Origin of the sequence: Streptomyces sp. NPDC052299 (assembly GCF_040679335.1) — a bacterium.
GTDB lineage: Bacteria > Actinomycetota > Actinomycetes > Streptomycetales > Streptomycetaceae > Streptomyces.
This window is the reverse complement of the sequence record NZ_JBFAUP010000009.1, coordinates 334,079-354,037: the sequence shown is the minus strand read 5'-3', so window position 1 is coordinate 354,037 and position 19,959 is coordinate 334,079. Positions and strand designations below refer to the sequence as shown.

Genomic DNA, 19,959 nt, shown 5'->3' with positions numbered 1-19,959 from the left:
AAGCCGGCCGCAAGACACGCTCCGGCGCCGGCTACAGCTTCATCCACACCGCCGTCGACGACCACTCCCGTCTCGCCTACAGCGAGATCCTCACCAACGAGAAGAAGGAAACCGCGACCGGCTTCTGGCAGCGAGCCCATGCCTACTTCACCAGTGCGGGGATCACCGTCGAACGCGTCCTGACCGACAACGGCGCCTGCTACAAGTCCCACACCTGGCGCGACGCCCTGGCAGCCGCAGGCATCGCCCACAAGCGCACCCGGCCCTACCGTCCCCAGACCAACGGCAAGGTCGAACGCCTCAACCGCACCCTGCTCGACGAATGGGCCTACGCAAAGCCCTACCGCTCAGACCAGGAACGACGCGACGCCTTCCCGCAATGGCTCCACACCTACAATCACCACCGCGGACACACCGCACTCAAGGGCCAACCACCCGCCAGCCGCGTCCCCAACCTCGCAGGGCAATACACCTAGGCGCTCACTCGTCCGAGGAGAACCGCACTGACGCGTCCGGCAGGCGCGCCCCGCACCAGACGCGGACGCCCTCGCGGAGCTCGTTGTCGGCGCCCACCTCCGCGCCGTCGCCGACGACCGCGCCGGCCAGCACCGTACGGCTGCCGATCCGCGCGCCTTCGCCGACCAGGGAGTCCGTGATCACCGCGCCGGGTTCCACCACCGCGCCCGCGAGCACGGTGGAGCCGAAGATCCGGGCGCCCGAGCCGACCACGGCGCCGTCGCCGATGACCGTGCCGCCGGAGAGCTTGGCGTCGGAAGCGACCGCGGCGGTCGGGAGGACGAGGCTGTCGCCGCAGCGGCCCGGCACCGCCGGGGAGGGCGCGCGGCCGAGCACCAGGTCGGCGGAGCCCCTTATGAACGCCTGCGGGGTGCCGAGATCCAGCCAGTACGTCGAGTCGACCATGCCCTGGAGGTGGGCGCCGTCGGCGAGGAGGCCCGGGAAGGTCTCGCGCTCGACGGAGACGGGGCGTCCGGCCGGGATGGTGTCGATGACCGAGCGGCGGAAGATGTACGCGCCCGCGTTGATCTGGTCGGTGACGATCTCCTCGGGCGTCTGCGGCTTCTCCAGGAAGGCGGTGACGCGTCCGGTGTCGTCGGTCGGCACGAGGCCGAAGGCGCGCGGGTCCTCGACCCGGGTCAGATGGAGCGAGATGTCGGCGCCGGAGTCCGCGTGCGAGGTGACGAGGGCCCGGATGTCGAGCCCGGTGAGGATGTCGCCGTTGAAGATGAGGACCGGTTCGTCGGGGCCCGACACGAGGCGGTGGGCGACGTTCCGGATGGCCCCGCCGGTGCCGAGCGGTTCGCGCTCGGTGACGTACTCGATGTGCAGGCCGAGCGAGGAGCCGTCCCCGAAGTACGGCTCGAAGACCTCGGCGAGGTACGAGGTGGCGAGGACGATGTGCTCGACCCCGGCGGCCCGGGCACGCGCCAGCTGGTGCGTGAGGAAGGGGACGCCCGCCGCCGGAACCATGGGCTTGGGCGTGTGCACCGTGAGGGGGCGCAGCCTGGTTCCCTTGCCGCCGACCAGGAGGATCGCTTCTTTTGCCTCTGTCACAGCACTGTCTTCGCTTCCTGCTGGGGCCGGGCGTATTACGGCTGGCCAGTGTATGCAGCCGCAGGGGTCGCCCTCGGACGGCGGGGCTGAGCGGCCTTGCGGGGAGGGGCGGCGTTCCGTCGGTCCCCGGTTCTCTGTAGAGACGCGCTCCCCGGCATTCGGTTGCGCGTCCGGCGGGCCGGTGTGCGCCGCTGTCGCCGGGCCCGCCGGCCGCGGCCCGGCCGCGTACGCTTCCGCACATGAACGCCAGCGACCGCACCCCTGCCGACCTGCTGCGTTCCGCGCTCGCCGCGGACCCGGCCCGCCCTCTGGTCACCTTCTACGACGACGCCACCGGAGAGCGCGTCGAGCTGTCGGTGGCCACCTTCGCCAACTGGGTGGCCAAGACGGCCAACCTGCTCCAGGGCGATCTGGCGGCCGAGCCCGGCGACCGGCTCGCGCTGCTGCTCCCCGCGCACTGGCAGTCCGCGGTCTGGCTGCTGGCGTGCGCCTCGGTCGGCGTGGTCGCCGAGGTGGGGGGCGACCCGGCCGCCGCCGACCTGGTCGTCTCCGGCCCGGACACGCTGGACGCGGCGCGGGCCTGCCGGGGCGAGCGGATCGCCCTGGCGCTGCGCCCGTTGGGCGGGCGGTTCCCGCAGGCGCCCGAGGGCTTCGCGGACTACGCGGTGGAGGTGCCGGGTCAGGGCGACCGGTTCGCGCCGTTCGCCCCGGTGGACCCGGACGCGCCGGCGCTGACGGTGGGCGGGGCCTCGTTCACGGCGGCGGAGCTGGTGGCGCGGGGCCGCGAGGACGGGGCGGCGCTGGGCCTGTCCGCCGGTTCACGGCTGCTGACGGGGCGTACGTACGACACCTGGGACGGGCTCGCCGCCGGGCTCTACGCACCGCTGGCCACCGGGGGCTCCGTGGTCCTGTGCCGCCATCTCGACCGGCTGGGCGCGGAGGCCCTGGCGCAGCGGGTGGAGAGCGAGCGGGTCAGGGTGACGGTGTGACAGCACCCGGGACCGGTATGACAAGAGGCACGAGGGGGGCACCCGTCCGGCCCATCGTGGGCCGAGTCCCCCGTGTCGGCGCTCAACTCCGGTACATGATCTGCCGTACAGACCAGCCGAGGCACAACCAAGCGTGAGGTTCAGCCGTCTACTTCTGCGACCGGCGGCCCAGCGCGCCGCCGAACGTGAAGGATGGACGCAGACGTGACCGAAAGCGCCGGCACTCCGGGCGATCCCGACGACTCGGCCGCGGGCGAGGACCGGACGCCGGACGCACCACCGCCCGGCAAGGAGAGCGGGCCCGGCGCGAAGGACACCTCCGGCGAGGAGGGCACGCCCGGCGCGGCGGCCGCCCCCAGCGGTGAGACCCGCAGCGGGTCCGGCAGCGGTCCCGGGCCCGCCCCGGCGGGACCGCCCGAGGGCGGGCACAGGGGCGCGGGCCCGGACATCACCGTCAGGCGCAAGCGCCACTGGCTGCGCTGGACCGCGCTCGGCGCCTCGTTCGTCGTGCTCGTTGCGGCGGGCGTCGGCTGGTGGCTGTACAAGAAGCTGGACGGCAACATCCGTACGGACACCTCGGCGGCGGCCGAGCTGAAGGCGTACGAGAAGGAGCGGCCGGTCTCCGTCGTGCACGACGCGGAGAACATCCTGCTGATCGGCTCGGACAGCCGGGCCGGGGACAACCGCAAGTACGGCCGCGACGACGGCGGCAGCCAGCGCTCGGACACGACGATCCTGCTGCACCTGGCGGCGGACCGGAAGAGCGCGACCGCGATGTCGATCCCGCGCGACCTGATGGTGAACATCCCGGCCTGCCACAAGGCGGACAAGACCGCGACCAGGGCGCAGTTCGCGCAGTTCAACTGGGCCTTCGAGATGGGCGGGACCGCCTGCACCATCCGGACCGTCGAGAAGATGACGGGCATCCGCATCGACCACCACATGGTCATCGACTTCAACGGCTTCAAGGACATGGTCGACGCGGTGAACGGGGTGGAGATCTGCCTCAAGGAGCCGGTCGACGACAAGGACGCCCACCTCAAGCTCACGGCGGGCCGCCACAAGCTCAACGGGGAGCAGGCGCTCGGCTACGTACGGGCCAGGAAGTCGCTCGGAAACGGGAGCGACACCGACCGCATGGACCGCCAGCAGCAGTTCCTGGGGGCGCTGGTGAACAAGGTGCAGAGCAACGGCGTCCTGCTCAACCCGACGCGGCTCTACCCGGTGCTCGACGCGGCCACCAAGGCGCTGACCACCGACCCGGGCCTGGACAGCCTGAAGGACCTCTACGACCTGGTGCGGGGCATGCGTGACGTCCCCACCGAGAAGGTGCAGTTCCTGACGGTTCCCCGGCAGCCGTACCACCTCAACAGGAACCGGGACGAACTGGTGCAGCCCGATGCGAACAAGCTGTTCAAGCAGCTCCGCGACGACAAGCCGGTCGCCGTGGTGCCCGCCGACGAGATCAAGGGCGACGACAAGAATCCGGACTCGGCCGACGCCTCGGGGCCGTCGCCCACACCCACGTATTCGGGGAACAATGCCGCGACCGACCTGTGCAAGCAGTAAAGCAATGGCCAAGCAGATGCCAACATTCCGCGCCCAATGGGAAGAATGCCCGGTTGTAAGGGCCGTGGAATGTGTCACGCGCGTCGCTGGACGCCGAATGAGACGGATAGTGTGACGCGATCCGGTGCTACCGGCCGTTGGGCCGCGCACTTCTGGAGAGAAAGACTGAGCGCCTTTTCGGGGGAGGCGCCTCGCGTGGCACCGACGGAGGACTTAAGCAACCGTGGATGCGCAAAGCCGTGGGCGGGCGGAAGACATGGATCCCGCAGACCAGTGGGTTCTCAACCCGGACACCGGCGATTACGAACTGCGACTGAACCACTCCGGAGGGAACATCCCCCGGTCCTCCGCCCCTCCGGCCCAGCGCCGGCCGTCGAGCACGCCTCGGCGTGCCCCCGCGGGTGACTCCCCGCGGCGCGCCACCGAGGTGCCGCGCCAGGGCGGGCGCCGGTCGGCGAACGGTCCGCGCGGCCAGCAGCGCCCCGCGCCCGCCGACGACGGTCCCGGGCGCCGCAAGCGCAAGGCCCCCAAGTCGCGCAAGAAGAAGGCGCTGCTGTGGACGGGCGGCGTGATGGCGTTCGTGCTCGTGGGTGTCTCGGCCGGCGGCTACTGGCTCTACCAGCGCCTCAACGGCAACATCAACACGGTGGACATCGGCGACGCGGGCAACAAGGACGTCGTCACCGCCAACGCCCCGATCAACATATTGATCATCGGTACGGACAAGCGCACCGGCAAGGGCAACGAGGGCTACGGCGACAAGGGCAGCGTCGGCCACGCGGACACGAACATCCTGTTCCACGTCTCCGAGGACCGCACCAACGCCACGGCGATGAGCATCCCGCGCGACCTCATCACCGACATCCCGGAGTGCACCTCCAAGCAGGAGGACGGCTCCGTCAAGGACATCCCGGGGCTGGAGCACGTCCGCTTCAACCGGAGCCTGGGCGAGGACGGCCGCGACCCCGGCTGCACGATGAAGACGGTCACGGAGCTGACCGGGGTGAAGATCGACCACTTCATGATGGTCGACTTCAACGCGGTGAAGACCCTGTCCACGGCGGTCGGCGGCGTCAACATCTGCCTCGACCACGCCATCGACGACCCGAAGTCCCACCTCAAGCTCCCCGCGGGACCGAACAAGGTCCAGGGCGAGGACGCGCTGGCGTTCGTACGGACGCGGCATGCCTACGCCAACGGGAGCGATCTCGACCGGATCAAGGGCCAGCAGCAGTTCATCGGGTCGATGATCAAGCAGGCCAAGTCGGACGACACGCTGACCAGCCCGACGAAGCTGTTCAAGGTGGCGGACGCGGCGACCAAGGCCCTGACGGTCGACAAGGCCATCGGCGACGTGAAGAAGCTCAGCACGCTCGCCAAGGAGATCACCAAGACGGACACGAAGAACATCACGTTCGTCACCATGCCGGTGATCGACAACCCGGACGAGCCCAAGCCCGTCACGGTCGTCCCGCACCCGACGCAGGCCGAGCAGCTGTTCTCGATGCTGCGCGACGACACCTCGCTGACCGAGGTGGCCGCGCAGAAGAAGAAGGCCAAGAGCAAGCAGGACGCGCTGCTCAAGGGAACCAAGGCCGCTCCGGCCGACGTCCGGGTCGATGTGTACAACGGCGGCGAGGTCCCCGGCGGTGCTCAGCAGACGGTCACCTGGCTGCAGAACACCAAGGGCGTCCTGAAGTCCACCAACAAGGCCAACGCGCCCGAGAAGATCGCCAAGACGACGCTGGAGTACGCCCCGAACCAGGCGGACCAGGCCCGTGCCCTCGCCGAGATGATGGGCCTGCCCGGCTCCGCGATGAAGCCGGGCACCACCGACGCCGAGGGGCTTCAGGCGATGGTGCTGACGCTGGGCAAGGACTTCCAGGCGGCCGGTACGCCGATCACGGCGCCGAAGAAGATCGACATTCCGAAGTCCAGCGCCGAATCCGCAGGGTGCTCCAAGTGACACCGCGTCACCGCACCATAAGAGTCTGAGCAACAGGGGGGTCCTGGTGGGACGGAGCAGCACGTCTGGGGAGGGGACGCGGCCGCGGACGCACTCCCGCCGGCAGGGCGGGGACGAGGGCGCCGGCGACCGCGACGGCGGGCGTCCCGGTGACGCCGGGCCGGGCGACGCCGCCGGTGGCCGGGCGAGCCACCGGCGAGGCAAGTCGCGCAAGCGGGCAGCGAAGAAGTCCCGTGTACGCCGTGTGTTCCGGTGGATAGCGATATCCATGGCGGTGCTGATACTGGGCACCGCCACCGCCGGATACCTCTACTACCGGCACCTCAACAACAACATCCGCAGCAGCGCCCGCAGCGGCGGTGAGAGCGGTGTGAAGAAGGCCGCGCCGAACGCCCAGGGCGACACCCCGCTCAACGTCCTGCTGCTCGGCTCGGACAGCCGGAACAGCGCGGAGAACGTGAAGCTCGGCGGCAGCAAGGACACGGTCGGGGACAAGCCCCGGGCCGACGTCCAGATGCTGCTGCACATCTCGGCGGACCGGAAGAACTCCTCGCTGGTCAGCATCCCCCGCGACACGATCCTCCCGATCCCCGAGTGCACGGACCCCGACACCGGTCATAAGTACCCCGCGACGGACAACAGGCCGATCAACGAGTCCCTCCAGCGCGGCGGCCCCGGCTGCACGCTGACCACCTGGGAGAAGCTCACCGGCGTCTACATCGACCACTGGATCATGCTCGACTTCGCGGGCGTGGTCGCCATGGCGGACGCGATCGGTGGTGTCGACGTGTGCGTGAAGACGGGTGTGTGGGACCGGCCCACCCGCCTCGTTCCCGGCGGCTCCGGCCTCAAGCTCCCGGCGGGGACGAGCACGGTGCAGGGGAAGCAGGCGCTGCAGTGGCTGCGTACCCGGCACGCGTTCGGCAACGACCAGAACCGGGCCAAGGCGCAGCACATGTACATGAACTCCATGCTGCGCACGCTGAAGAAGCAGAACCTGTGGTCGGACGCGGGCCGGCTGATGAACCTCGCGGAAACGGCCACCAAGGCCCTGCAGGTCTCCGACGAGATCCGTTCGGTCCCGAAGCTCTACGACCTGTCGATGCAGCTCAAGAGCGTGCCGATCGACCGCATCACCATGGCGACGATGCCGACGGCCGAGTGGTCCCAGGACCGGAACAAGCTCGTTCCCGTCGAGAAGTCCGCGGACGCCCTGTGGCGTCTGCTCCGTGAGGACGTCGCGTTCGACAAGAACGGCAAGGAGAAGAAGAAGCCCTCCTCCTCCGCCTCCGCGTCCCCCTCCGGGCCTCCGGCCGCGGATCCGGCGACCCTCGGCATCTCGGTGGTGAACGGCACGGGCGTCGGCCAGGCGCCCAAGGACGGGCGGGCCACCGAGGTCGCCGACATCCTGCACGGCAAGGGCTTCGCCGCCGCCGAGACCTCGCAGAACCCCGAACCGCTCAAGGACACGGTGGTGCGGTACGCGAAGGAGGACGGGGACCAGGGCAAGTCGGACGCGCTGTCCGTGGCCGAGGCGCTGGGGCTCCCGACGACCTCGGTCAAGGCCGACCCGCAGGCCGGCGGGCTGACCGTCGTCGTCGGTGCCGACTGGCGCGAGGGCACGGCGTACAAGGCCCCGAAGGCCGAGGCGGGTGACCTTCCGGACGGCGCGGACGACATCAACGCCGCGGACAAGGGCCAGTGCATGGACATCTACTCCGTCTACAAGTGGGACGGAAAGAGCTGACGGACGGTACGCGAGAGGGGGCGCCCGGTCCGGCCGGGCGCCCCCTCTCGTTGTCGGTCCGCGCGGGTCAGGCCACCGGAGCGCCCGGTTCGGCGATGGCCGGGCGGCGGCTGGCGATGACCTTCTTCGCCAGCGAGCGGGGGCTCGTCAGGAAGCCGTAGCCCCAGGACATGTGCATGGTGGCCAGCGCGACCGGGATCTGCGCACGGGCCTTCAGCGACAGCCCCTTGCCGGCCGGGAGGGAGCCCGCGACGATCGCCGCGACGTACCCGCCGGGGATGATCAGCGCCCACGGGGTGACCGCCGCGCCCACCACGAGGCCCGCCGCGATGGCGACGACGGCGGTCGGGGGCGCCAGGTAGCGCAGGTTGATGGAGCCGGCGTGGTAGCGGGCGACGACGTGGCGCCAGCGGCCGTAGTCCTTGTACTGCTTGGCGAGCGCCCGGACCGAGGGGCGGGGGCGGTACTGGACGCGCAGCTCGGGCGAGAACCAGATCAGACCGCCGGACTCGCGGATGCGGAAGTTCAGCTCCCAGTCCTGGGCGCGGATGAACTCGACGTTGTACCCGTCGGCCTTCTCCAGCGCCTCCCGGCGGAACACTCCCAGGTAGACGGTCTCGGCGGGGCCCGCCTGGCCGCCGGTGTGGAAGGCCGCGTTGCCGACGCCGATCTTCGAGGTCATGGCCGCCGCGACGGCGTCCTCCCAGGCGTTCTCGCCCTCGGCGTGCATGATCCCGCCGACGTTCTGCGCGCCCGTCTCCTCCAGGAGCCGGACGGCGGTCGCGATGTAGTTCGGCGAGAGCATGCCGTGGCCGTCGACCCGGACGACGATCGGGTGGCTCGACGCCTTGATCGCGGCGTTGAGGGCGGCGGGGGTGCGTCCGGTGGGGTTCGGCACGGTGTGGACGCGGGGGTCCTCCGCGACCAGCTCGGCGGCGATCTCGTCCGTACGGTCCGTGGACGGGCCGAGCGCGATCACGACCTCCATCTCGCCCGCGTACTCCTGCTCCAGGATGTGGCGTACGGAGTTACGGAGATGGCGCTCCTCGTTGAGCACCGGCATGATCACGGAGACGGCGGGAGGCTGCGCGGCAGACATGTGGTCCTCGGATGGTCCTCGGGGGCGCCGGGGGCTCGTACCCCACCAGGCGGTATTCGGCCGCCACGTTACCGCGAATGGGGGACAGCGGCGCGCGCCGCCCGGGTGGCCTCCCGGGATGAGGATCATATGGGCCTACCGTGCGAACGGTCCCCCTCGCACCGCGGAGGTGTCCCCCGTGTCCACGCCGCACCGCTCCCCCCGTCCCGCACGCCCCCGCCCCGCGCCCGCGCGGCCCCGGCGGCCGAGAAGGCGGGACGAGCGGCCGCGCTGGGGCATGCGGGTGGCGACCGGGCTCTCGGTCCTGGTGCTCGGGGCGGGCGGGATCGGGCACGCGGTCGTGACGAACCTGGAGAGCGGGATCGACCGCGTCGATCCGTTCAAGGACATGAAGAACCGGCCCGCGGGCGGGCGCGGCATGAATCTGCTGCTGGTCGGCACCGACGGCCGCGAGAAGATCAGCAAGGACGAGAAGCGGAAGTACCGGCTGGGCGGTGAGCCCTGCCACTGCACGGACACGATCATGCTGGTGCACCTGTCGTCCGACGAGGAGCGCGCCAGCGTCGTGAGCCTGCCGCGCGACAGTTACGCGGAGATCCCGGCCCACCGGGACCGTACGACCGGTGAGGAGCACGCGGCACACCCGGTGAAGCTGAACGCGGCGTACGCGGAGGGTGGCCCCGGCCTCACCGTGAGCACCGTGGAGCGCATGACCGGCGTCAAGATCGACCACTATCTGGAGGTCGACTTCACCAGCTTCATGACCACGGTCGACACCCTCGGCGGTGTGAGGATCTGCACGGCCCGCCCGCTGAAGGACTCCTACACCGGCCTGGACCTCGCGCCCGGAACCCACACGCTGGACGGCGGCCAGGCGCTCCAGTACGTGCGCTCCCGGCACATCGACGGGGCCGCCGATCTGGGCCGGATGCAGCGCCAGCAGAAGTTCATGGCCGCGCTGATCAAGCAGGCGACGAGCAGCGGGGTGCTGCTGAACCCGGTGAAGTTCCGCGAGGTCGCCTCGACGATGCTGAAGTCCGTCCGGGCCGACCGGGGCTTCGACACGGAGCAGATGCTCTCCCTCGGTCAGGCGATGCGGGGCTTCTCCCCCTCGTCGTCCGAGTTCGCCTCGGTGCCGATGGGGGATGTGGCGTACCAGGTCAAGGGCATCGGGTCCACGGTGAAGTGGGACCCGGTGAAGTCGAAGCAGCTGTTCACCGCGCTGCGCGAGGACAAACCCCTGACCACCGCCCGGCCCGCCGGGAAGGCCCCCGTGAAGAAGGTGGACGTCCCGCCGCAGCAGATCCGCGTCCAGGTCTACAACGGCACCGCGAAGGACGGCCTCGGTTCCAAGGTCGACGACGCGCTGCACGCCACCGGCTTCGACACGACCCGGGCCCCGCTCACCGCACCGCAGCACGATCTGAAGCACACCCTGGTCACGTTCGACCCGCGCTGGGACCGGTCCGCGAAGACCCTGGCCGCGGCGCTGCCGGGGGCGGAGCTGCGGGCGGTGCCGGGGCAGGGGGCGACGATGCGGGTGACGGCGGGCGAGGACTTCGGCAAGGTCGAGCGGGTGCACGCGGAGGAGCCGGAGCCGGGGAGGTTCGGGGCGGTGAAGGGCGACGAGGTGGTGTGCCCGTGAGGCGGGCGGGGCGGCCCCGCGCCCTCAGTCCTCGATGCCCTCGGCAATCCGCTTCTCGCGCAGCTCCCTGATCGCGCGCCGCCGCGCCAGGCGGTGCGTGCGGCGGATCTGGGCCTCCTGGTAGCGCCGCTTGTCGCGCTCCGTCTCCGGGATCACCTGCGGTACGGGGCGGGGCCGGCCGTCCGCGTCGACCGCGGCGAACACCAGGTACGCGCTGCCGACCTGGGTCGCGGGCGTCGACTCGTTCCAGCGCTCGGCCATGACCCGGACGCCGACCTCCATGGAGGAGCGGCCGGTCCAGTTGACCTGGGCGCGTACGTGCACGAGGTCGCCGACGCGGACCGGCTCCAGGAAGACCATCTCGTCCATCGAGGCCGTGACGGCGGGGCCGCCGGAGTGCCGGCCGGCCACGGCGCCCGCCGCGTCGTCCACCAGCTTCATGATCACGCCGCCGTGCACCGTACCCAGCAGATTGGTGTCGCTGCCGGTCATGATGTGGCTGAGGGTGGTACGGGAGGCCGCGGTGGGCTTGGCCGGAATGTCGCTCTCCGGGCGCGGAGCCTGATCTGTCATGCCCTCCACCTTATGCGGGGGCCGGAACGGCGTCGCAATGCATCAGCTTCGCAACAGCCCTGGTGCGATTTTCCTCCCGCCCTGTAAGAGGGACGGCCCCGGCCTGCACACTGGTCCGTATGAACGATTGGCCCGACGGCTGGACCGACGACAACCGCAGCGGCAACCGCTACGGGCAGGGCAGCGCGAGCGAGCGGCCCGAGAGCGCCCGCTCGATGCCGCACGTCCAGCGCCGCCCGGCCCCGCCGCCGCAGCGCCCCGCGCCGCCGAGACAGCGCCCGGTGCCGCAGCAGCCCTCGGGCTACGACGGCGGTCACCCTCAGTACGACGAGGGTTACGACAGCGGGTACAACACGGGCCAGGTCTACGGCGCCGGCAGCGGCGGCCGCGGCCCGGGCTCCGGCGGCGGCGACCGGGGCCCCGCGCAGGGCCGCCCCAGACCCGCTCCGAACTGGGGCCGCCGGATCAGGATCGGCGCGCTGGTCCTGGTCGTCGCGCTGCTCGGCGTCTCCGTGGGCACGTACTTCTGGGCCGACTCCAAGCTGAACCGCGCCGTCGACCTGTCGAAGGTCATCGAACGGCCGGAGGCGGGCAAGGGGACGAACTACCTGATCGTGGGCTCGGACAGCCGCGAGGGGATGACGTCCGAGGACAAGAAGCGGCTCCACACGGGCTCGGCCGAGGGCAAGCGGACCGACTCGATGATGATCCTGCACACCGGCGACAACGGTCCCACGCTGGTCTCGCTGCCTCGTGACTCGAACGTCGAGATCCCGTCGTTCATCGGCTCCGAGTCGGGCAAGAAGTACCCGGCCACGGGCAAGACGACGAAGCTGAACGCCGCGTACGCCACGGACGGTCCCGAGCTGCTGGTCCGTACGGTCGAGTTCAACACCGGCCTGCACATCGACCACTACGTCGAGATCGGCTTCGGCGGCTTCGCCAAGATCGTGGACGCGATCGGCGGGGTCGAGCTGGACATCCCGAAGGCGTTCAAGGACAAGTGGTCGGGCGCCGACTTCCCGGCCGGCAAGCAGACCCTCGACGGCCAGCAGGCCCTGGCCTTCGTCCGCACCCGCCACGCCTTCACCTCGGACCTGGACCGCACGAAGAACCAGCAGAAGTTCCTCGCGGCCCTGGCCAGCCAGACGGCGACCTTCTCCACGATCGCCAACCCGTTCAAGCTGTACCCGACGATGGGCGCGGGCCTGGACACGCTGATCGTGGACAAGGACATGTCGCTCTGGTCGCTCGGCAAGATGTTCTTCGCGATGAAGGGCGTCACGGGCGGCGACGGCACGTCGATGAACATCCCGATCGCGGGCAACGTGGGCTCCAACCTCGCCTGGGACAAGGCGAAGGTGAAGCAGCTGGTCGAGCAGCTGAAGAACGACGAGAAGGTCACGGTCACGGAGAACTGAAGGGCGGGGCGTAGGGCCCCGCCCGGGGGCCCTACGCCGTCCCGGTCGCCAGCACCGCCGCGTGCGGCAACGTCAGCAGGCCGTCGTCCGCGAGGAATTCGCCGCACAGCGCGTCGTACTCGCGCTTGGCCGCCGCCACGCCCTCCGGGCCGGCGCCGGTGAGCAGGGTGCCGGTCGAGCCGATCCCGGCGGCGGGGCCCGCCCACCAGTCGTCCGGGGTGGCGCGGTGGTCCCAGGTGTGCGTGGTGCTCCGTACGTTTCCGAGGCCGGCGGACGTGAGCAGCGCGGCGAGGCCGTCCGGGGTGCGCGCGAAGTTGTGTTCCTCGTCCACCGTGGCCGGCCAGTCGGGGCGGGTGAGTCCGGCGGCCTGGGCGGCGCGGCCCACGAGTGCCTGGCCCGGAGCGCCCGGCAGCTGCCAGATCGTGACCGCGATCGTGCCTCCGGGGCGGGTGACCCGGCGCATCTCGACCAGGGCCTCCAGGGGGCGGCCGACGTGGTTGAGCACGAAGTTGGCGACGACCGCGTCGAACTCCCCGTCGGCGTACGGCAACTGGGGCAGCACCCCGGAGCGCACCTCGGCCCCGGGCGCAGCCCGCCGGGTCGCCTCGACCATGCCGGGCTCGGCGTCCACGGCGCGGACGGCCGCGCCGCGCCCGAGGGCGGCAGCGGACACGTTGCCGCTGCCGCACCCCACGTCGAGCAGGCGGGTCCCGGTCGCGACACCGGCGGCGTCCAGCAGGGCGGGCACGGTGTGGACGCAGAGCCGGGCGGCGGTGCGGGCGTAGGCGTCGGCCTGCCCGCCCCACATCCGCCGCTCCATCACGTCGAACGCGGTCATACGCTGTCTCCTCCGGTACGGCTGGTCGGGTCTGCGGTCCGCCTCGTTCAGATACGGCTCGTCGGGGTCTGCGGTTCCGTCTCGTTCAGGTCCTCGTGCAGGGCCCCGAGGACGCGTCCGGTGGGCTCGTCGCGCGCGGACAGCTCGGCGAGGGCCCACCCGGGCAGCCGCCCCGCGACCTCGTCCGGTTCGTCGCCCCTCGCCGGGTCGTCCAGCCCCTGGAGCAGGGCGAACGCGGTCTCCCTGGCCACCTCGCGGGCGATCTCGCCCAGCTCGTCGGCGGTGAGCCCCAGGCGTACGGCGCGCTCGACGGCGCCACCGGCCGCGCCCGTCCGGCGGTATGCGGCGACCCAGTCGGACGCGGTGGTGCTCCAGGCATCGATGTCCTGCCACACCATGCGCAGGAAGCGGAACCGGGCCAGCTGCGGCAGCCCCTCCTCGGCCTCGGACTCGGCCCACCCCTCGGCGTCCTCGGCCCCGAGCACGTCGAAGAGCCGCACCAGGGGCCCTATGCCCCCTATGTCCTCAGGCACTGCGGAAGTTCCGGGAGAGCCAGGGGCTGAGCATGGCGCGCGGCACCAGCTCCTTGTACGTCTCGTCCCCGGGCAACGGCACGACGAGCCACTGCCCCGGCGGGAAGAACCGGCCCTTCACGTACGCCATCCCGCCGTACACGGACCGCAGGAACGCGGGCACGGAGTCCCTGGGCACGTCGTCGAACACCACCCCGTCGACGGTGATCCGCGCGTCGTCCTCCGGGAACACCTGCACGGTGACGGCCGGGACCCCACCCAGCTCGACGAACGCCTCGTGCGGCAGCGACCCGTCCGCGTCGGCCACGGCGAACGCCCCCGCGGAGTCCCGCCGGGACGTCTGGTCGGCCCCAATGTCATCGGTGACCGTCGCCTCCAGGTTGTATGCCTGGGCGACTTCCCGTACGGCGCTGACGGCGGCCTCGGTGGTGGGCAGGCGGGGGTGCGTCACGCGGCGCGGGCCGCGTGGGCGACGAAGGCCGCCCAGGCGTGCGGGGCGTGGGCGAGGTGGGGACGGTGGACGTCCTTGGAGTCCCGGACGAGGACGGTGCCGGGGGTGGCGGCGACCTCGACACAGTTGTTGCCGCTGCTGCTGTCGCTGTAGCTGCTCTTGAACCAGTTCATCGCAGAAGCGTCCCCGGCAGAGGGGTTGTCGGTCATGTCTCTCCCAGCACTTGCTTGATGAAGGCCAGTGACTCCGCTGGCGTAAGGGCCTGGGCTCGGATCATCCCATACGTCAGTTCCAGGATTCGGAGCTGTTTCGGGTCGGTGACCGGGCGTCCATTGAACGCACCCCACGAGCGACCGACAGGCGTGCCGTCCCCGAACTTCAGCACCTCGATCCCACCGTCCAGCCCAGGGTGAGTCTCGCAATTGAGCGGCATGATCTGAAGGGACACGTTCCTCAACTGCGCGATGACGAGCAGATGCTCCAACTGCCTTCGCCATTCCTCTCTTCCACCGATGGGCCGACGCAGTGCGGCCTCTTCCAGAACAAAGCTGAGCGTCGGGGCCGGTGTGCGCTCGAAGATCGCGCGTCGCGCCATGCGGGCCGCGACGCCGCGCTCCACCTCGTCGCGCGAGTAGGACGGCTGCCGAGTCTCCAGCAGCGCGCGGGCATGCCCCTCCGTCTGCAGAAGACCGTGGATGCCGTGCTCGGCGTATACCGCCACCTCCACGGCCTGAGCCTCCATCTTCGCCAGCTCCCGAACCTTCTTCGGGTACCGCACCACCGCCAAGTCCTGCTTCATCACAGCGATCTTGCCGTGCGCGCCCAAGAGGTCATCCGACTTGTCCAGGTACTCGGGCCGAGGGATGCGCCTGCCGCCCTCCACCTTGTAGATCAGGTCCTCCCCGTACCCGATCAGCACTCCGAACTCCGCCGCCCGCATCCCCGCCGCCTCGCGCCACGCCTTGAGCTGGCGGCCCACGGCGGCGACCACCGCCGCGCCCGACTCGTCCTCGGGATCGACGTCCCAACCGTGCTCGTCCGTCTCGTTGTTGGCGTTCATCCGTACCCCACTTCCGACGTGCGTGCCTTTGTTCCTCAACCGCTCACGTCCCCCTACGTCACGCCGGACAGCCGGGACAACGCCGGACAAGCGCCGGACATTCACCGTAAGCAGGCGCGGGCCACCGGATCGCGGGTTTCCGCGACCCGGTGGGCCACGACGCGGAAGCCCGCGACGCGGTGCGCCACGACGTCACATGCTTTGAAAGAACCTCGGGTAAGAACCCAACCCCACCCCACCCGAACCCCGTCCGAACGCCAATCACTCGCGCGGGTGACAAATGGCAACTGAGCTGGATTTGGGGTCGGTTGTCGGGCATATGCTCCGGGCAACAACCCCAGACACGAGTCGGCCCCGACCGGGACTGTGAACCCCGGCCAGGGCCTGACCACCGAGGAAGAAGCAACCTTCCCGATGACTGCCCAGCAGGCTATCGCGCCCCCGTGCGCCCCGCCCGGTTCTCCCGGCGACGTCACACCGACCTCCGGTGTCATCCACGTCAACTCCCGCCATACGTCCGGCTTCACAGTCATCGGCAACCACCTCGCCCAGCACGGAGACCTGTCCCTCCTCGCGATCGGGCTCGCCGTGCACATCCAGTCGCTGCCCGAGGGCGCGAAGATCGGCGTCAAGGTGCTCGCCGCGCGCTTCCCGGAGAGCGAGATGCGGATCGCGGCCGCGCTGCGCGAGCTGGAGGCGGCGGGCTACCTGCGCCGCATCCGCGTACGCCTGCGGGACGGCCGCGTACGCACGCGTACGGAGTCGCACAACCGGCCGTACGCGATGGCCCCGACGCCGCCGGTGCCGCACGAGGCCCCGCGCGCCACGACTCCGCCGCCACCGGCGCCGTACGACCGCCCGCGCACGACCGCCCCGCCGCCCCCGCCCGGGAAACCGCGCACCGAACCGAAGTCGGGCGCGGCGCCCGCGCCCACGCCCCTCCCCCAGCCCCGCACCCCCGCCCTCCACCGGACCGCCGCCCTGCTCCTCGCGGACCTCCGCCGCCACGCACCCGTGCTGACGCTCTCCGAGGCGGACATCACCGCCCTCGCACCGGGGGTGGCCACCTGGCTCGAACGCGACGCGCACCCCGACGCCATCCGCCGGGCCCTCACCACGGATCTCCCGGCGCCCCTCGCCCACCCGGCGCGCCTCCTCCGCCACCGGATCACGGCCCTCCTGCCACCCCCACTCCCGGCCCAGGCCGCGCCGCCCACCGTCATCCCCCTTCAGAACTGCGACGACTGCAACCGCGCCTTCCGCGCCCCGGAGCCGGGCCAGTGCCGCGACTGCCGTAAGTCCTGAAACATCCGAACTACCGATCGGACCCGCATGGTCAGCTCGCCCCACGAGGCGATGCACCGCATCTTCCAGGAGTACCCGGGGCTGTTCTCCCGGGTGTCGGAGGTGCTCGGTGTCGACATTCCACCGCCCGTCTCAGCCACTGTCCTGCCCACCGACCTCACGGAGAACAGCCCGGTCGAGCGACGCGTGGACACCCTCCTACGCATCGAGACGCAGGAGGAAGGGTCCTTCGTCCTCGCGATCGAGGCACAGGGCAAGAAGGACTCACGCAAGGCCGCCAGCTGGCCGTACTACGTCAGCTACCTGCACAACAGATACGGCGGCCTGCCGGTCCTGCTCCTGGTCGTCTGCCAGGACCGCGCCACCGCCGAATGGGCTGCCCGCCCTCTCACCATCGGCCTGCGCCAATGGCAGACGCTCACCCTGCGGCCACTGGTCGCAGGACCGCACAACATGCCCGTCATCAAGAACGTCGCGGAAGCTCGCAAGGACCTCGCGCTCGCCACCCTCGCGGCCATCACACATGCCGACAATCCCGACGTCGGTGCCATACTGAAAACGCTGTCCGCAGCACTGCGGGACGCGCCCGAGAACATCACCGACCCCATCGTCGAACTCACCGCTCAGGGCCTGGGCAGTCGTCCGGTCGCACAACAGTGGAGGAACCTGGTGGCCGTGGACACCTCTTTCTACAAGTCCGCCATGTCGGAGGAGATCCGGGACGAGGGCCGGGCGGAAGGCCGGGCCGAAGGTCTCCTGTTGCTTCTCGGGGTGCGCGGCATCGTCCTCACCGACGCGGACCGCGAGAAGGTCGCCGCCTGCACCGACCCGCAGCTCCTGCGGGAATGGCTCCAGCGCGCCGCCACGGCCTCCTCCGCCGAGGAGGTGTTCCGCGCCTCATGACCGATCCGACCGCCGCCGACGTCCTCGACGAGCTCGCCGTGCTCGACGACCCCAAGGCCCGCGCCGTCAACGCTCGGCACGGGGACGACCACGGGGTGAACCTCACCAAGCTGCGCGCCCTTGCCAAGCGGCTGGGGAAGCGGCAGGAGCTGGCCGTCGAGCTGTGGGAGAGCGACGACACCGCCGCGCGGCTCGTCGCGTTGCTGGTGTGCCGGCCGAAGGCGTACACGCGGGACGAGCTGGACCGCATGCTGCGTGAGGCGCGGGCGCCGAAGGTGCACGACTGGCTCGTGGGCTACGTGGTGAAGAAGAGCCCGCACGCGGAGGAGCTGCGTCTCGCCTGGACGGAGGACCCCGATCCGGTCGTCGCGAGCGCCGGGTGGGCGCTGACCGCCGACCGGGTCGTGAAGCGGCCCGACGGGCTCGACCTGGACGCGTTGCTCGACGTCATCGAGGCCGAGATGCGGGGCGCCCCCGACCGCCTTCAGTGGGCGATGAACACCTGCCTCGCCCAGATCGGCATCGAGCACCCGGAGCACCGCGCCCGTGCGCTGGACATCGGGGAGCGGCTGGGTGTGCTCAAGGACTACCCGACACCCAAGGGCTGCACGTCGCCGTACGCGCCGGTGTGGATCGGGGAGATGGTGCGGCGCAAGGGCGAGGCGTGAGCGACGCTAGGCCGCGTTGCGCCAGACCGTCATGTCACCCGTGACGAAGGCGACCTCCGGCAGCGCGGTCGACTTCGTCACGATCACGTACAGCGCGATGTCTCCCGCGGCGTTCTTCACGCAGATCTCGCTTCCGCTCGCCACGGCGGCCAGCGGAAGGCTGCGCGTCTTGCTGTGGTTGAGGAACATGCGGCACTCGTCGAGCGTGGCCCCCGGCTTGCCGTACATCAGAGTGAAGACGCTCGTGTCACTCTTCAGTTCGCACCCGAACGACTCGCAATTGAAGGTGATGTCGCCCCGCTTGCCGTCCAGTTCCTTGAACGGGTCCGCGAGGTTCACCGAGCGTTTCGCGTTCACCATGACCGGGGTGTACGGCTCCGCCACCGGCTCCCGGGGCGAGGGCGGTGTGCTCGGCTCGGTCCGTTCTTCGGCGACCTTGCCCGCCGACGCGGAACGGGCCGATTCCGGTGTGGCCTTCACCGCCCCGGCGGACGGGGCGGCCGACTCCGACGCCCCCGCGTCGTTCCGGTGCCCGCCCCCGCCCATGGGCCCCATCGCACGCCAGGCCAGGCCGAGGACCAGCAGCGCGCTCACCACGCCGACCGCCGACACCAGCGCGACGCGCCGCCTGCGCACCCCGCGGTCGACCGGTGCGGGCGGAGGCGCGGCCCACGGGTCCGGCCGCACCGGGGTGGACTCGGGGACCGGGGCCGGAACGGCGACTTCCGGTCCGCCGATCTCCCGCCACACGGCGGGCGCCCCGTCCGCCCCGGCCTCCGCGCCCAGGCGTTGGCGGCACCACTCCACGATCTCCGCGGGGGTGGGCCGCTCGGCCGGGTCGGCGGCCAGACAGCGGGCGAACAGCGGACGCAGGGGCTCGGGCAGCAGGGTCAGGTCGGGCTCGGAGTGGATGATGCGGTACAGCACGTAGACGCCCGGGCCGTCACCGTAGAGCGGCTTGCCCAGCGCCGCGTACGCCGCCGTCTGGGCGAGGGCGAAGACGTCGCTCGCCGCCGTGGCGCCCTCCCCGGATGCCTGCTCGGGGGCCATGTACGCGGGGGTGCCGATCGGGTGCCCGGTCGTGGTGTACGAGGTTCCGTCGGTGGCCAGCGCGATGCCGAAGTCGATCACGCGGGGGCCGTCGGAGGCGAGCAGCACGTTGGACGGCTTCAGGTCGCGGTGCACGATGCCCTCGGCGTGGATGGCCTGGAGCGCCTCGGCCATTCCCGCCATCAGCCAGAGCAGGGCGGAGACCGGCAACGGGCCCTGCCGGGCCACGGCCTGGGTGAGGGAGGGGCCGGGGACGTACAGCGTGGCCAGCCAGGGCGTCGCGGCCTCCGCGTCGGCGTCGATCAGCTCGGCCGTGTACGCGCCGCGCACCCGCCGGGCCGCCCGGACCTCCCGGCCGAACCGCCGCCGGAAGTCCGGGTCGTCCGCCAGCTCCGGGCGTACGACCTTGATGGCCACGGCCCGGCCGCCCTCGGTGTGCGAGAGGTAGACCCGGCCCATGCCGCCCGCGCCGAGCCGGGCGGTGAGCCGGTAGCCGGCCACCTCGGCCGGGTCGTTCGCCTGAAGCGGCTCGAAGACATCCGTCACGTCCATCGGCCCGCTCCCCCACTG

General features: G+C 71.1%; 19 protein-coding genes. 10 read left to right on the top strand and 9 right to left on the bottom strand.

All coding sequences use genetic code 11. The features are described from left to right. Window positions 1-476 (top strand): IS481 family transposase (locus tag AB0L33_RS18400; protein ID WP_365682554.1); only part of this gene is annotated, 476 nt, incomplete at its 5' end. Between the two features lie 4 nt (window positions 477-480). Here AB0L33_RS18400 and AB0L33_RS18395 read toward each other — a convergent pair. Then, window positions 481-1,572, bottom strand: coding sequence for an NDP-sugar synthase (locus AB0L33_RS18395; RefSeq protein WP_365682552.1), 1,092 nt, complete (start codon window positions 1,570-1,572; stop codon window positions 481-483). Between the two features lie 239 nt (window positions 1,573-1,811). On the opposite strand from AB0L33_RS18395, the gene AB0L33_RS18390 reads away from it, so the two are divergent. The 4 genes from AB0L33_RS18390 (at window position 1,812) to AB0L33_RS18375 (ending at window position 7,843) form a co-directional block, all read left to right on the top strand. After that, window positions 1,812-2,561 carry a TIGR03089 family protein gene (locus AB0L33_RS18390; RefSeq protein ID WP_365682550.1) on the top strand — a complete coding sequence of 250 codons (750 nt, stop codon included), beginning with the start codon at window positions 1,812-1,814 and terminating at the stop codon, window positions 2,559-2,561. Window positions 2,562-2,765: 204 nt separating this feature from the next. Further along, the gene (locus AB0L33_RS18385; RefSeq protein ID WP_365682548.1) at window positions 2,766-4,130 is read left to right on the top strand and encodes an LCP family protein; all 1,365 of its coding nucleotides are present in this window, start codon (window positions 2,766-2,768) and stop codon (window positions 4,128-4,130) included. A 256-nt stretch (window positions 4,131-4,386) separates the two neighbouring features. Continuing rightward, window positions 4,387-6,096 (top strand): LCP family protein, encoded by a 1,710-nt coding sequence (locus AB0L33_RS18380; RefSeq protein WP_365682546.1) that lies wholly within the window; start codon window positions 4,387-4,389, stop codon window positions 6,094-6,096. Between the two features lie 268 nt (window positions 6,097-6,364). After that, window positions 6,365-7,843 (top strand): LCP family protein, encoded by a 1,479-nt coding sequence (locus AB0L33_RS18375; RefSeq protein ID WP_365682544.1) that lies wholly within the window; start codon window positions 6,365-6,367, stop codon window positions 7,841-7,843. Window positions 7,844-7,910: 67 nt separating this feature from the next. Here AB0L33_RS18375 and AB0L33_RS18370 read toward each other — a convergent pair whose 3' ends face one another. Beyond that, window positions 7,911-8,942, bottom strand: coding sequence for a glycosyltransferase family 2 protein (locus tag AB0L33_RS18370; protein WP_365682542.1), 1,032 nt, complete (start codon window positions 8,940-8,942; stop codon window positions 7,911-7,913). 277 nt (window positions 8,943-9,219) lie between these two features. Here AB0L33_RS18370 and AB0L33_RS18365 point away from each other — a divergent pair, with 277 nt between their 5' ends. Then, a complete protein-coding gene (locus tag AB0L33_RS18365; protein WP_365682579.1) occupies window positions 9,220-10,587 on the top strand; it encodes an LCP family protein in 1,368 nt (455 codons plus the stop codon). 24 nt (window positions 10,588-10,611) lie between these two features. On the opposite strand, the gene AB0L33_RS18360 is transcribed toward AB0L33_RS18365, so the two are convergent. Further along, entirely contained in the window at window positions 10,612-11,160 is a 549-nt protein-coding gene (locus tag AB0L33_RS18360; protein WP_018524706.1) for an acyl-CoA thioesterase, read from the bottom strand. 119 nt (window positions 11,161-11,279) lie between these two features. Between AB0L33_RS18360 and AB0L33_RS18355 the strand changes: the two genes are divergently transcribed. Then, window positions 11,280-12,581, top strand: a complete 1,302-nt coding sequence (locus AB0L33_RS18355) for an LCP family protein (protein WP_365682540.1) — start codon at window positions 11,280-11,282, stop codon at window positions 12,579-12,581. A gap of 31 nt (window positions 12,582-12,612) precedes the next feature. On the opposite strand, the gene AB0L33_RS18350 is transcribed toward AB0L33_RS18355, so the two are convergent. From AB0L33_RS18350 to AB0L33_RS18330, 5 genes are read right to left on the bottom strand one after another with little or no spacing between them, the layout of a single operon-like run. Then, a complete protein-coding gene (locus AB0L33_RS18350) occupies window positions 12,613-13,419 on the bottom strand; it encodes a class I SAM-dependent methyltransferase (RefSeq protein ID WP_365682538.1) in 807 nt (268 codons plus the stop codon). A gap of 47 nt (window positions 13,420-13,466) precedes the next feature. After that, window positions 13,467-13,952: a hypothetical protein gene (locus tag AB0L33_RS18345; RefSeq protein WP_365682537.1), complete on the bottom strand. Its 486-nt coding sequence runs from the start codon at window positions 13,950-13,952 to the stop codon at window positions 13,467-13,469. Next, window positions 13,945-14,403, bottom strand: coding sequence for a hypothetical protein (locus AB0L33_RS18340; protein ID WP_365682535.1), 459 nt, complete (start codon window positions 14,401-14,403; stop codon window positions 13,945-13,947). Before AB0L33_RS18340 ends, AB0L33_RS18345 begins: the two co-directional genes overlap by 8 nt. Then, window positions 14,400-14,612, bottom strand: coding sequence for a DUF397 domain-containing protein (locus tag AB0L33_RS18335; RefSeq protein WP_365682533.1), 213 nt, complete (start codon window positions 14,610-14,612; stop codon window positions 14,400-14,402). The genes AB0L33_RS18340 and AB0L33_RS18335 overlap by 4 nt, the downstream gene beginning before the upstream one ends. Then, window positions 14,609-15,463, bottom strand: coding sequence for a helix-turn-helix transcriptional regulator (locus AB0L33_RS18330; RefSeq protein WP_365682531.1), 855 nt, complete (start codon window positions 15,461-15,463; stop codon window positions 14,609-14,611). Before AB0L33_RS18330 ends, AB0L33_RS18335 begins: the two co-directional genes overlap by 4 nt. A 414-nt stretch (window positions 15,464-15,877) precedes the next feature. On the opposite strand from AB0L33_RS18330, the gene AB0L33_RS18325 reads away from it, so the two are divergent. The 3 genes from AB0L33_RS18325 to AB0L33_RS18315 are packed head-to-tail and all read left to right on the top strand — an operon-like array spanning window position 15,878 to window position 18,339. Then, window positions 15,878-16,768, top strand: a complete 891-nt coding sequence (locus tag AB0L33_RS18325) for a helix-turn-helix domain-containing protein (protein WP_365682529.1) — start codon at window positions 15,878-15,880, stop codon at window positions 16,766-16,768. A gap of 27 nt (window positions 16,769-16,795) precedes the next feature. Beyond that, window positions 16,796-17,671: a hypothetical protein gene (locus AB0L33_RS18320; protein WP_365682526.1), complete on the top strand. Its 876-nt coding sequence runs from the start codon at window positions 16,796-16,798 to the stop codon at window positions 17,669-17,671. Next, window positions 17,668-18,339, top strand: a complete 672-nt coding sequence (locus AB0L33_RS18315; RefSeq protein WP_365682524.1) for a DNA alkylation repair protein — start codon at window positions 17,668-17,670, stop codon at window positions 18,337-18,339. Before AB0L33_RS18320 ends, AB0L33_RS18315 begins: the two co-directional genes overlap by 4 nt. A 6-nt stretch (window positions 18,340-18,345) precedes the next feature. Here the strand turns inward: AB0L33_RS18315 and AB0L33_RS18310 are convergent, their stop codons facing one another. Beyond that, complete coding sequence (locus AB0L33_RS18310) at window positions 18,346-19,941, bottom strand: serine/threonine-protein kinase (RefSeq protein WP_365682522.1); 1,596 nt, start codon at window positions 19,939-19,941, stop codon at window positions 18,346-18,348. Window positions 19,942-19,959 lie beyond the last annotated feature (18 nt).

Excerpts from the sequence above, each read along its gene's own strand:
- AB0L33_RS18365 (WP_365682579.1), top strand. The coding sequence starts at position 9,220 with ATGCGGGTGGCGACCGGGCTCTCGGTCCTGGTGCTCGGGGCGGGCGGG.
- AB0L33_RS18350 (WP_365682538.1), bottom strand. The coding sequence starts at position 13,419 with ATGACCGCGTTCGACGTGATGGAGCGGCGGATGTGGGGCGGGCAGGCC.
- AB0L33_RS18355 (WP_365682540.1), top strand. The coding sequence starts at position 11,280 with ATGAACGATTGGCCCGACGGCTGGACCGACGACAACCGCAGCGGCAAC.
- AB0L33_RS18390 (WP_365682550.1), top strand. The coding sequence starts at position 1,812 with ATGAACGCCAGCGACCGCACCCCTGCCGACCTGCTGCGTTCCGCGCTC.
- AB0L33_RS18370 (WP_365682542.1), bottom strand. The coding sequence starts at position 8,942 with ATGTCTGCCGCGCAGCCTCCCGCCGTCTCCGTGATCATGCCGGTGCTC.
- AB0L33_RS18315 (WP_365682524.1), top strand. The coding sequence starts at position 17,668 with ATGACCGATCCGACCGCCGCCGACGTCCTCGACGAGCTCGCCGTGCTC.
- AB0L33_RS18325 (WP_365682529.1), top strand. The coding sequence starts at position 15,878 with ATGACTGCCCAGCAGGCTATCGCGCCCCCGTGCGCCCCGCCCGGTTCT.
- AB0L33_RS18330 (WP_365682531.1), bottom strand. The coding sequence starts at position 15,463 with ATGAACGCCAACAACGAGACGGACGAGCACGGTTGGGACGTCGATCCC.
- AB0L33_RS18360 (WP_018524706.1), bottom strand. The coding sequence starts at position 11,160 with ATGACAGATCAGGCTCCGCGCCCGGAGAGCGACATTCCGGCCAAGCCC.
- AB0L33_RS18380 (WP_365682546.1), top strand. The coding sequence starts at position 4,387 with ATGGATCCCGCAGACCAGTGGGTTCTCAACCCGGACACCGGCGATTAC.
- AB0L33_RS18335 (WP_365682533.1), bottom strand. The coding sequence starts at position 14,612 with ATGACCGACAACCCCTCTGCCGGGGACGCTTCTGCGATGAACTGGTTC.
- AB0L33_RS18375 (WP_365682544.1), top strand. The coding sequence starts at position 6,365 with ATGGCGGTGCTGATACTGGGCACCGCCACCGCCGGATACCTCTACTAC.
- AB0L33_RS18320 (WP_365682526.1), top strand. The coding sequence starts at position 16,796 with ATGGTCAGCTCGCCCCACGAGGCGATGCACCGCATCTTCCAGGAGTAC.
- AB0L33_RS18310 (WP_365682522.1), bottom strand. The coding sequence starts at position 19,941 with ATGGACGTGACGGATGTCTTCGAGCCGCTTCAGGCGAACGACCCGGCC.